Here is an 11,923-nt window from a genome sequence, read left to right as displayed (position 1 = left end):
CGCTACTACTTCACCCGGTTGCTGGGCGACGCGCACCGGGTGGGGCCGATCGCCACGTCGTTCAACCAGTCCTGGCGTGGCGGCATCTCCCGGATCCTGGGCCACGACGCGGGCTTTGGCCCGCCCGTGCTGATCGCCATCGGCGCCACCGCGGTGGTCGCCGTCCTGGCCTGGCGGGCGCTGGATCCGTCCGACCGGCTGGGCAGGGTGCTGGTGGTCGAGATGTTCGGGCTGCTGCTGTCCCCGATTTCCTGGACGCACCACTGGGTTTGGTTGGTGCCGTTGATGATCTGGGCGATTCACGGGCCTGCGCGCGAGCGCCCCGGCGCGCGGGTCGTGGGCTGGGGCTGGCTGGCGCTGACCATCGTCGGTGTGCCGTGGTTACTGAGCTTTGCGCAACCGACGATCTGGCAGGTCAGCCGCCCGTGGTACCTGGCGTGGGCGGGCCTGGTCTACATCGTGGCGGCGGTGGCGACCCTGGTGTGGGTCGCCGCCGGCGGCAGGCGGTCCGCCCCGACGGACTAATCCCCGACGATCTCGTCGATGTCGTGTGCCATCGCGACGTCGTTCTCGGTGATGCCACCCGCGGAATGCGTCACCAGGGCGAAAGTGACTGTCCGCCATCGGATGTCGATGTCGGGGTGATGGTCCTTGCTTTCCGCGTGCTCGGCCACCCGGCGCACCGCGTCGATGCCCGCGAGAAAGCTGTCGAACTTGATCGACCGGCGCAGCGCACCGTCGATGCGCTCCCACCCGTCGAGATCGGGCAGTGCGGCGTCCACCTGCTCGTCCGTCAACACGGTCATATCGCTGCGTCCTCTCCGTTGTGCCTGCACTCGACGGTAGGCCGTGCGCGCCAACGACGCGGCGCGCCCCGCATCCGGCGCGCGTGACTACGGTCGCATTCGGCAACAATTGACCATGTGTTCCAGCGCTATTGGCCGGCCACGTGCTTTCGAATCGCTGAGCGCGATTTCAGCTGCTGCCGACAGCACCGACCAATGGCAATTGGCGGTTCTTTCGGCCGCACCCGAGATGGATCAACTCGGCTTTCCACCGCAATTGGACAGACCGTCGCCTTTGTCGTCGAGGGATGTCGAATAAGCACGACGAACTCGGCACGGACAAAGGCGTCCCGGCATTTCGGAGCGCTCGGCCGGAATGGCTGCCCATTTGCCCGGGCCCGGCGCCCCGGCCCGGGTCACCGAATTAGACTGCCATGACCGCCCGGGTGCGACCCGAAACGCGACGCCGCGAGTCGCTCCCGGCGCGCTCAATCGGCAATGGCTCGCTTTTGCTCTGGACCGGAACGCGGTTAAGCGGACTTCTTGACCGCGCGATCGAATGTCAGCTGGTTCTTTTGCATCCCTTTGACCAGTGGAGACCAGCCGGCAAAACCGATGATCGCCGAATTCACCAAGTTGAAGGGAAATTTCATCGGCCGCACGATGTCGAGGAATAAGACCACGCGGGTTTCCTCGGTGTCGTTCCACACCTCGTGCTCGTACGTGTCGTCGAACATGATCGCGACGCCCTCTTCGAATTTGGCGATCTCGTCGTGTACCCGGATGGCGCAGTCGCCGTGGCTGGGGACGAGGAGGGGCAGGTGGTAGCGCATGACGCCGCGGTAGGGCCCCTTGTGCGGGGGTATCCGCTTGCCGGGCGAAAGGATGGAGAAGAACGCGGTCTTCATTCCCGGAATGTTCTCGAGCAGGGCCGTGGTTTCCGGGCACTCCGCACACTGCTTCTCGAAACGCCGGCCATAGATGTAGAGGAAGTGGCTCAGCCATTTGTCGTCGTCCGTGAGGGTCCGTATCGCCTCGACGATGTCTTGGTGATTCGGGATCGTTTCGGCGTGGGACAACAAAGCTTCCAGCTCGGACCGAATTTCGGGGTAGGCCGCCGTGAGGGTGTCGTGCCATTCGAATTGGCGCGGGTCGATGAACGGGGTCGTCTCGACCAGAGAAAACCGTCGGGGGACGGATAGGTCGACGACCTTTATGGCGACTTGGGCGACGCCCAACACAAGGTATTTCAACGCCAAAAGGCCAATTTCTCGGCCGCGATCCACCAGCCGTTGGTGGACCGGCTTAGCCACTCTGCCGATGGTTACCTCGGATGCATCTGTCGCAGTCACGGGAAAGGCTCCTTGATGGGGTTCGGGCGCACGCGTAAGGAGGGTCACGACGCGGCACCCAGAAAAATGAAACACCGCGGCAGTTGGGGTCTGCCGCCGCCCTAGCAAGGTCGCATGCATCCTTGCCAAATTGCCCGATGGAGTGACGTGTCGCTACCTTGTTGGATTCGTGTCGAAAGCGTATGCGGCTTCGCAAGCGCGCGGGCCGAATTCGGAAAAATCAAGCGGGCGGGTTCGGGGCGCCCGCCCCGCCGACTCACCACCTTCGGCCCGCACCCACCCGCCGTATACCGTCTGGCCATGCCGACCCAGATCGTCGTCGCCGGCGCGATCATCCGCCGGGCCACGGTCCTGGTGGCCCAACGCGCCCGGCCGCCCGAGCTGGCCGGCCGCTGGGAGTTGCCCGGCGGCAAGGTGGCGCCCGGTGAGACCGAGCGCGACGCGCTGACCCGGGAGTTGGCCGAGGAGCTGGGGCTGTCGGTCAACGACGTCGCGGTGGGGGACCGGCTGGGCGATGACATCGCGCTGGACCGCATGACGCTGCGCGCGTACCGCGTGCGGCTGCTCGGTGGCGAGCCGCACGCGCACGACCACCGGGCCGTGCGCTGGGTGACGGCGGCCGAGCTGCCGGACGTCGACTGGGTCCCCGCCGACCGGACCTGGGTCGCTGACCTGGTGCGCGCGCTGGCCGAACCCGCCTCATAACAAGCCCACAGCCTTTCCGCAGCTGACATCCAGCGCCGCAGAAGGTGGCCAGGGTGAACTTTAGGTATAACCCCAACGTGAACTTGTAATAACCACTTGACCCTGAAGTGCCCGCCGGAAGTGGTCGGGTGATGACGGCGCCGGGCGCCGCTGGGTCCGTAAAACCGATGCTGACCAAACGACTTTTCGTTAAGAGGCCACGCGCGAAGGCGATAGGTCCGTCCGCCGCGCCCGATGCCGGTGTCCGATCGAGCGGGCATTGCCCGCGGGCCGACGACTCTCCGGCTCGATGCACCTGGATCGAAGCAGCGGTCCCGACGCGTGTCCCACGAAGTAGAAGGGGTAGCTGTTGACTGTCACACCACACGTTGGTGGCGCGCTCGAGGAGTTGCTGGAGCGCAGCGGGCGGTTCTTCACGCCCGGCGAGTTCTCGCCCGACCTGCGCACGGTGACGCGCAAGGGCGGCCGCGAGGCCGACGTGTTCTACCGCGACAGGTGGAGCCACGACAAGGTGGTGCGCTCCACCCACGGGGTCAACTGCACCGGTTCCTGCTCCTGGAAGATCTACGTCAAGGACGGGATCATCACCTGGGAGACCCAGCAGACCGACTATCCCTCGGTCGGCCCGGACCGGCCGGAATACGAGCCGCGTGGGTGCCCCCGTGGGGCGTCGTTCTCCTGGTACAGCTACTCGCCCACCCGGGTGCGCTATCCGTACGCCCGCGGCGTGCTGGTCGAGATGTACCGGGAGGCCAAGGCCCGCCTCGGCGATCCGGTGTTGGCGTGGGCCGACATTCAGGCCGACCCCGAGCGCCGGCGGCGCTATCAGCGGGCTCGGGGCAAGGGCGGGTTGGTCCGGGTCACCTGGGCGGAGGCCACCGAGCTGATCGCCGCCGCGCACGTCCACACCATCAAGACCTATGGCCCCGACCGGGTCGCCGGCTTTTCGCCCATCCCGGCGATGTCCATGGTGTCCTACGCCGCCGGGTCGCGGTTCTTCGAGCTGATCGGCGCGCCGATGACGTCGTTCTACGACTGGTACGCCGACCTGCCGGTGGCCTCGCCGCAGGTGTTCGGCGATCAGACCGATGTGCCCGAGTCCGGCGACTGGTGGGACGCGGCGTACTTGATGATGTGGGGCTCCAACGTGCCCATCACGCGGACGCCGGACGCGCACTGGATGGCCGAGGCGCGCTACCGCGGCACCAAGGTGGTGACCGTCAGCCCCGACTACGCCGACAACACCAAGTTCGCCGACGAATGGATGCCGTGCGCGGCCGGCACCGACGGCGCGCTGGCCATGGCGATGGGGCACGTCATCCTCTCGGAATGCTATGTGCAAAAGGAGATTCCGTTCTTCGCCGACTTTGCGCGCCGCTACACCGACCTGCCGTTCCTGATCAAACTGGAAGAGCGCGGCGAGATGCTGGTGCCGGGGAAGAACCTCGCTGCAGCCGACCTGGGCGAGGCCTTCAAGAGCTCCGAGAATGCGGCGCTCAAACCCGCGGTGTGGGACGAGGCGACGAATTCGGTTGCGGTGCCACATGGTTCGCTGGGTTTCCGGTACGGCGAGGACGGCGTCGGAAAGTGGAACCTGGACCTCGGCGAGCTGAAGCCGGCGCTCAGCGTCCTCCGGTCGGACGACACCGCGCTCGTGCACCTGGCCAGCTTCGACACGATCAACGGCGAAGGCGCCACCGTCGCGCGGGGCGTTCCGGTGCGCCGCGTCGGCAAGCACCGGGTGTGCACCGTTTTCGACCTGATGCTCGCCCAATACGGGGTCGCCCGGCCGGGACTGCCCGGCGAATGGCCCACGGGTTACGACGACCCGACCCAGCAGAACACCCCCGCGTGGCAGGAGACCATCACCGGCGTGTCCGCGGCGCAGGCCATCCGCGTGGCCAGGGAATTCGCCCGCAGCGCAGAGGAATCCGGGGGCCGGTCCATGATCATCATGGGCAGCGGCATCTGCCAGTGGTTCCACGGCGACGCCATCTACCGGGCGGTGCTCGCGCTGCTGATGCTGACCGGCTCGATGGGGCGCAACGGCGGCGGCTGGGCACACTACGTCGGCCAGGAAAAGGTGCGTCCGCTCACCGGTTTTCAGACGATGGCGATGGCCACCGACTGGGTGCGTCCGCCGCGGCAGGTGCCGGGCGCCTCCTACTGGTACGCGCACACCGACCAGTGGCGTTACGACGGCTACGGGGCGGACAAGCTGGCCAGCCCCTTGGGGCGCGGCAGGTTCGCGGGCAAGCACACCATGGATCTGCTGGCCTCGGCCACGGCGATGGGCTGGAGCCCGTTCTATCCGCAGTTCGACCGGTCCAGCCTGGACGTCGCCGACGACGCCCGCGCCGCCGGGCGTGACGTCGCCGAGTACGTCGCCGAGCAGCTCCGCGACCGCACGCTCAAGCTGTCCGTCACCGATCCCGACAACCCGGTCAACTGGCCGCGGGTGCTTACGGTGTGGCGGGCCAACCTGATCGGTTCGTCGGGCAAGGGTGGCGAATACTTCCTGCGTCACCTGCTCGGCACCGATTCCAATGTGCAGGCCGAGCCGCCGGCCGACGGGATACGGCCCGCCGACGTGGTCTGCGAGGGCGACATCCCCGAGGGCAAGCTCGACCTGATGATGTCGATCGACTTCCGGATGACCTCGACGACGCTGGTCTCCGATGTCGTGCTCCCCGCGGCCACCTGGTACGAGAAGGCCGACATCTCCAGCACCGACATGCACCCGTACGTGCACGCCTTCAGCGCCGCGACCGATCCGCCCTGGGAAACCCGTTCGGACTTCGAGGCTTTCGGCGCCATCGCGCGCGCCTTCAGCGCGCAGGCCAAGCGGCACCTGGGCACCCGCAGCGACGTTGTGCTCACCGCGCTGCAGCACGACACCCCGGACGCGATGGCCTATCCCGATGGCGCCGAGGAAGATTGGCTGCACACCGGCGCGACGCCGGTGCCAGGGCGCAGCATGGCCAAACTCACCGTGGTGGAACGCGATTACGGCGCCGTCTATGACAAGTGGCGGGCCCTGGGGCCGCTCGTCGAGACCTTCGGGCTGACCACCAAGGGCATCACCGTGCATCCGTTCCGGGAGGTCGAGGAGCTGGCCGCCAAGTTCGGCGTGATGAATTCCGGTGCGGCGGCCGGGCGTCCGGCGATCACCACGGCCGCGCGGATGGCCGACGTGCTGCTGCTGCTATCCGGCACCACCAACGGCCGGCTCGCGGTCGAGGGCTTCCGCGAGCTGGAGAAGAGGACGGGTCAACGGCTGGCGCACCTGGCCGAGGGCAGCGAGGAGCGGCGCATCAGCTACGCCGACACCCAGGCGCGTCCGGTGCCGGTGATCACCAGCCCGGAATGGTCGGGCAGTGAAACCGGCGGCCGCCGCTACGCGCCGTTCACCATCAACATCGAAAACCTCAAGCCGTTCCACACGTTGACCGGGCGGATGCATTTCTATCTGGCCCACGACTGGGTGGAGGAGCTGGGCGAACACCTGCCGGTGTTCCGTCCACCGCTGGACATGACGCGGCTGTTCGGCCAGCCCGAGCTCGGCCCCACCGACGACGGGATCGGGCTCACCGTGCGGTATTTGACGCCGCACTCGAAGTGGTCGTTCCACTCCACCTACCAGGACAACCTGTACATGCTGTCGCTGTCCCGCGGCGGGCCGACGATGTGGATGAGCCCCGGCGACGCGGCCAAACTCAAAGTGCGCGACAACGATTGGGTCGAGGCCGTCAACGCCAACGGCATCTACGTGTGCCGCGCGATCGTCAGCCACCGGATGCCCGACGGAGTGGTGTTCGTCTACCACGTGCAGGAACGCACGGTCGACACGCCGCGCACCGAAACCAACAACAAGCGCGGCGGCAACCACAACGCGCTGACCCGCGTCCGCATCAAGCCCAGCCACCTCGCCGGGGGGTACGGCCAGCACGCGTTCGCCTTCAACTACATGGGGCCCACCGGAAACCAGCGCGACGAGGTCACCGTGGTGCGGCGGCGCAGCCAGGAGGTGACTTACTAGATGAAGGTCATGGCGCAGCTTGCGATGGTGATGAACCTCGACAAGTGCATCGGCTGCCACACCTGCTCGGTCACCTGCAAGCAGGCCTGGACCAACCGCAGCGGCACCGAGTACGTGTGGTTCAACAACGTCGAAACCCGCCCGGGGCAAGGCTATCCGCGCACCTACGAGGATCAGGAGCGGTGGCGGGGCGGCTGGATACGCGACAAGAAGGGACGGCTGCGGCTGCGCGACGGCGGCCGCATCCACAAATTGTTGCGCATCTTCGCCAACCCCCGGTTGCCCATCATCGACGACTACTACGAGCCGTGGACCTACGACTACGAGAACCTGACCACGGCGCCCGCCGGCGACACCTTTCCCACGGCCGCGCCCAAGAGCCTGATCAGCGGCGAGCCGATGAAGGTGTCCTGGGGGCCGAACTGGGACGACAACCTGGCCGGGTCCCCGGAGATCCTGGCCGGCGACCCGATCCTGAAGAAGGTCAGCGACGAGGTCAAGCTCAGGCTGGAAGAGACCTTCATGTTCTACCTGCCCCGCATCTGCGAGCACTGCCTGAACCCGTCGTGCGTGGCGTCGTGCCCGTCGGGCGCCATGTACAAGCGCAGCGAGGACGGCATCGTGCTGGTCGACCAGGACCGCTGCCGCGGCTGGCGGATGTGCGTCTCCGGATGTCCTTACAAGAAGGTCTATTTCAACCACAAGACCGGAAAAGCCGAGAAGTGCACGCTGTGCTACCCGCGGATGGAGGTCGGGTTGCCGACCATCTGCTCGGAGACCTGCGTGGGGCGGCTGCGGTATCTGGGCCTCGTCCTCTACGACGTCGACCGGGTGCTGGAGGCGGCGTCGGTGGAGAACGAGACGGACCTGTACGAGGCGCAACGCCGAATCCTGTTGGACCCCGACGACCCCGAGGTGATCGCCGCCGCCCGCGCGGGCGGCATCTCCGACGAGTGGATCGAGGCCGCGCAGCGTTCGCCGGTGCACGCGCTGATCAACACCTACCGGGTGGCGCTGCCGCTGCACCCGGAATACCGCACCATGCCGATGGTTTGGTACATCCCGCCGCTGTCGCCGGTGGTCGACGCGGTGAGCCGCGACGGCCACGACGGCGAGGACCTGGGCAACCTGTTCGGCGCGCTGGACGCGCTGCGCATCCCGATGCAGTACCTGGCCGAGCTGTTCACCGCCGGGGACACCGCCGTGGTCGAGGGCGTGCTGCGGCGGCTGGCGGCCATGCGGTCGTACATGCGCGACATCAACCTGGGGCGTGAAACGCAGCCGCACATCCCGCAATCCGTCGGGATGACCGAGGAGCAGATCTACGAGATGTACCGGCTGCTCGCCATCGCCAAATACGAAGAGCGGTACGTCATTCCGACCGCCTTCAGCCCGCAGGCCCGCGACCTCGAGCAGATGGGTTGCTCGTTGGACGGCGACGGCGGGCCGGGCATGTACTCCTCGGGTGACCCGGTGCCGGTCTCCGTGGAGACGTTCCACGCGCTCAAGCGGCCCGGTGGCGAGCCCACCACCAACGGCGCGCGGCGGGTGAACCTGCTCAACTGGGACGGCGGCCAGGTGCCCGCCGGGATGTTTCCGCAGGGGAAGGGGCAATGAGGCTGCGTCGCGGACGCACCGACACCCTGCGGGACCGACTGATCTGGCAGGCCGCGTCGCTGCTGCTGGCCTACCCGGACGACGAGTTGCCGGCCCGGCTGGACACCGTCGAGGAGCTGCTCGGCCACCTCACCGGGCCCGCGACGGCGCTGCTCGGGCAGACGCTGGCCGCACTGCGCGCGCGCGAACCGATGGCCGCCGCGATGGACTACGTCGCGACCTTCGACATGCGGCGCCGCTGCACGATGTACCTGACGTACTGGACCGCCGGGGACACCCGTAACCGCGGGCGCGAGATGGTGGAGTTCGCCGCCGCATACCGGGAAGCGGGCGTGCAGCCCCCGCGCTCCGAGGCGCCCGACCACCTGCCCGTCGTGCTCGAATTCGCCGCCACCGTCGACCCCGAGGCCGGCCGGCGGCTGCTGACCGAGCACCGCGTCCCCCTCGACGTGTTGCGGGGCGCCCTCGCCGACGCCGAGTCGCCGTATGAGGCATGCGTGGCGGCGGTGTGCGCCACGCTGCCCGTGGCGACCGACTCCGACGTTCGCCGCGCGGAGCGCCTGGCCCAAGCCGGGCCGCCCGCGGAAGCCGTTGGGCTGCAACCCTTCAACTTGACCGTGCCACCCAGACGTGAAGGAGCGCAAGGTGTTTGACAGCGTGCTGTTCTGGGACATCTCGCCGTACGTCACGTTGTCGGTGTTGATCGTCGGCACCTGGTGGCGCTACCGCTACGACAAGTTCGGCTGGACCTCGCGGTCCTCGCAGATCTACGAGTCGCGGCTGCTGCGGGTGGCCAGCCCGATGTTCCATTTCGGCATCCTGGCGGTGTTCGCCGGGCACGTGATGGGCCTGCTGATCCCCCCGCGGGTGACGCAAATGCTCAAACTGAGCGACCACCTCTACCATCTGCAGGCCGTCATTGCCGGGTCGTTGGCCGGCTTCGCGACCCTGGCCGGCATCGGCCTGCTGATCTACCGGCGGTTCACCCGCCCCGCGGTGTCGCTGGCCACCACCCGCAACGACAAGATCATGTACACCGTGCTGGTGCTGGCCATCGTGGTGGGCCTGTACTGCGACCTGATCGGCACCGGGCCGCACGGCGGCGAGTTCCACTACCGCTACACGGTCGGCATGTGGTTCCGCCGGATCTGGCTCCTGCAGCCGCACGGCGAGGTGATGATCAACGCGCCGCTGGACTACCAATTGCACGCCCTGATCGGCATGGTGTTGTTCACGCTGTTGCCGTTCACACGGCTGGTGCACATCTTCAGCGCGCCGATCGCCTACCTGTTCCGGCCCTACATCGTCTACCGCAGCCGCGAGGAGGCGGCCAAGGGCGAGTTGGTCGGCACCGCGCCCCGCCGCCGCGGCTGGTAGCGCCCGGCTGCATCCAGGGCTTTCGGTGCGCGGTCAGGGTGGCGAAACGCCGCGACGGGCCGCCCCGGACGCACACCGTTCGGCGGGCGGGCCGCACCTGCCGGTTCGCCTTTGACGGCCCCGCGCTGCCACAATCACCGACGTGCCATTCCGTAACGTCGCCATCGTCGCCCACGTCGACCACGGCAAGACCACCCTGGTGGACGCGATGCTGCGGCAGTCCGGGGCGCTGCACCACCGCGGCGACGACACCCAGGAACGCATCATGGACAGCGGTGACCTGGAGAAGGAAAAGGGCATCACCATCCTGGCCAAGAACACCGCGGTGCACCGCGTCAACCCGGATGGGACCGTCACGGTCATCAACGTGATCGACACGCCCGGGCACGCCGACTTCGGCGGCGAGGTGGAGCGCGGCCTGTCCATGGTGGACGGCGTGCTGCTGCTGGTCGACGCGTCCGAGGGGCCGCTGCCGCAGACGCGGTTCGTGCTGCGCAAGGCGCTGACCGCGCACCTTCCGGTGATCCTCGTCGTCAACAAGACCGACCGTCCCGACGCCCGCATCGCCGAGGTCGTCGACGCCAGCCACGACCTGCTGCTCGACGTCGCGTCCGACCTCGACGACGAGGCCGCCAAGGCCGCCGAACACGCGCTGGGCCTGCCCACGCTGTACGCGTCCGGACGCGCGGGCATCGCGAGCACCGAGCAGCCCGCCGACGGCGAGGTGCCCGCCGGCGACAACCTGGACCCGCTGTTCGACGTGCTGATGGAGCACATCCCGCCGCCGTCGGGGGACCCCGAGGCCCCGCTGCAGGCGCTGGTGACCAACCTCGACGCGTCGGCCTTCCTCGGCCGGCTCGCCCTGATCCGCATCTACAACGGCAAGCTGCGCAAGGGCCAGCAGGTCGCCTGGATGCGGGAGGTCGACGGCCTGCCCGTGATCACCAGCGCCAAGATCACCGAGCTGCTCGCGACCGAAGGCGTCGAGCGCAGCCCCACCGACGAGGCGATCGCCGGTGACATCGTGGCGGTGGCCGGGCTGCCCGAGATCATGATCGGGGACACCCTGGCCGACCCCGACCACGCCCACGCCCTGCCGCGCATCACGGTCGACGAGCCGGCGATCTCGGTGACCATCGGCACCAACACGTCGCCGCTGGCGGGCAAGGTGTCCGGTCACAAGCTGACCGCGCGCATGGTCCGCAACCGCCTGGACACCGAGCTGGTCGGCAACGTGTCGATCCGGGTGGTGGACATCGGCCGGCCCGACGCGTGGGAGGTGCAGGGCCGTGGTGAGCTCGCGCTGGCGGTGCTGGTCGAACAGATGCGCCGGGAGGGCTTCGAGCTGACCGTCGGCAAGCCGCAGGTGGTGACCCGCACGATCGACGGTCAGCTGCACGAGCCGTTCGAGGCGATGACGATCGACTGCCCCGAGGAGTTCGTCGGCGCGATCACCCAGCTGATGGCCGCGCGCAAGGGCCGCATGGAGGAGATGACCAACCACGCGGCGGGCTGGGTCCGGATGGACTTCATCGTGCCCAGCCGCGGCCTGATCGGTTTCCGCACTGACTTCCTCACCATCACGCGCGGCACCGGGATCGCCAACGCGGTGTTCGACGGCTACCGGCCGTGGGCGGGGGAGATCCGCGCCCGCCACACCGGGTCGCTGGTCTCCGACCGATCCGGGGTCATCACGCCGTTCGCGCTGATTCAGCTCGCCGACCGCGGCCAGTTCTTCGTCGAACCGGGCCAGGACACCTACGAGGGCATGGTCGTCGGGATCAACCCGCGCGCCGAGGATCTCGACATCAACGTCACCCGGGAGAAGAAGCTCACCAACATGCGGTCCTCGACCGCGGACGTGATCGAGACCCTGGCCAAGCCGCTCGAACTCGACCTGGAACAGGCCATGGAGTTCTGCGCCCAGGACGAGTGCGTGGAGGTGACCCCGGAGATCGTCCGGGTGCGCAAGGTGGAGCTGGACGCCACATCCCGGGCCCGCAGCCGCTCGCGGGCCAAGGCCCGGGGTTAATCGCGCGTGCTTGGGC

8 protein-coding genes and 1 pseudogene are annotated in these 11,923 nt (G+C 68.0%); 7 read left to right on the top strand and 2 right to left on the bottom strand.

The window, feature by feature from the left end; genetic code table 11:
* Positions 1-525 (top strand): annotated as a pseudogene (gene pimE / locus WU80_RS02835) (mannosyltransferase); the annotation flags it as partial.
* Here pimE and WU80_RS02830 read toward each other — a convergent pair.
* Positions 522-806, bottom strand: coding sequence for a 4a-hydroxytetrahydrobiopterin dehydratase (locus WU80_RS02830; RefSeq protein ID WP_055398847.1), 285 nt, complete (start codon positions 804-806; stop codon positions 522-524). The pseudogene pimE and the gene WU80_RS02830 overlap by 4 nt on opposite strands.
* A 509-nt stretch (positions 807-1,315) precedes the next feature.
* The gene (locus WU80_RS02825; protein WP_197280989.1) at positions 1,316-2,137 is read right to left on the bottom strand and encodes an aspartyl/asparaginyl beta-hydroxylase domain-containing protein; all 822 of its coding nucleotides are present in this window, start codon (positions 2,135-2,137) and stop codon (positions 1,316-1,318) included.
* Positions 2,138-2,437: 300 nt separating this feature from the next.
* Here WU80_RS02825 and WU80_RS02820 point away from each other — a divergent pair, with 300 nt between their 5' ends.
* From WU80_RS02820 to typA, 6 genes are all read left to right on the top strand, one after another.
* Positions 2,438-2,842 carry a (deoxy)nucleoside triphosphate pyrophosphohydrolase gene (locus tag WU80_RS02820; protein ID WP_055398846.1) on the top strand — a complete coding sequence of 135 codons (405 nt, stop codon included), beginning with the start codon at positions 2,438-2,440 and terminating at the stop codon, positions 2,840-2,842.
* A 349-nt stretch (positions 2,843-3,191) separates the two neighbouring features.
* On the top strand, positions 3,192-6,881 hold the full coding sequence (locus WU80_RS02815) for a nitrate reductase subunit alpha (protein ID WP_055398844.1): 3,690 nt from the start codon (positions 3,192-3,194) through the stop codon (positions 6,879-6,881).
* Positions 6,882-8,498 carry a nitrate reductase subunit beta gene (gene narH / locus WU80_RS02810; protein WP_055398841.1) on the top strand — a complete coding sequence of 539 codons (1,617 nt, stop codon included), beginning with the start codon at positions 6,882-6,884 and terminating at the stop codon, positions 8,496-8,498.
* Positions 8,495-9,151, top strand: a complete 657-nt coding sequence (narJ, locus tag WU80_RS02805; RefSeq protein ID WP_055398838.1) for a nitrate reductase molybdenum cofactor assembly chaperone — start codon at positions 8,495-8,497, stop codon at positions 9,149-9,151. The genes narH and narJ overlap by 4 nt, the downstream gene beginning before the upstream one ends.
* Positions 9,144-9,875, top strand: a complete 732-nt coding sequence (gene narI, locus WU80_RS02800; RefSeq protein ID WP_055398947.1) for a respiratory nitrate reductase subunit gamma — start codon at positions 9,144-9,146, stop codon at positions 9,873-9,875. The genes narJ and narI overlap by 8 nt, the downstream gene beginning before the upstream one ends.
* Before the next feature lie 142 nt (positions 9,876-10,017).
* On the top strand, positions 10,018-11,907 hold the full coding sequence (gene typA, locus WU80_RS02795; protein ID WP_055398836.1) for a translational GTPase TypA: 1,890 nt from the start codon (positions 10,018-10,020) through the stop codon (positions 11,905-11,907).
* The last annotated feature ends 16 nt before the right edge of the window (positions 11,908-11,923 follow it).

The organism is Mycobacterium sp. UM_11 (assembly GCF_001414075.1).
Taxonomy (GTDB): Bacteria; Actinomycetota; Actinomycetes; order Mycobacteriales; family Mycobacteriaceae; genus Mycobacterium.
Note: the sequence above shows the minus strand (reverse complement) of the source record. Positions and strands in the feature narration are given on the sequence as shown.

Excerpts from the sequence above, each read along its gene's own strand:
- narH (WP_055398841.1), top strand. The coding sequence starts at position 6,882 with ATGAAGGTCATGGCGCAGCTTGCGATGGTGATGAACCTCGACAAGTGC.
- narJ (WP_055398838.1), top strand. The coding sequence starts at position 8,495 with ATGAGGCTGCGTCGCGGACGCACCGACACCCTGCGGGACCGACTGATC.
- WU80_RS02830 (WP_055398847.1), bottom strand. The coding sequence starts at position 806 with ATGACCGTGTTGACGGACGAGCAGGTGGACGCCGCACTGCCCGATCTC.
- WU80_RS02820 (WP_055398846.1), top strand. The coding sequence starts at position 2,438 with ATGCCGACCCAGATCGTCGTCGCCGGCGCGATCATCCGCCGGGCCACG.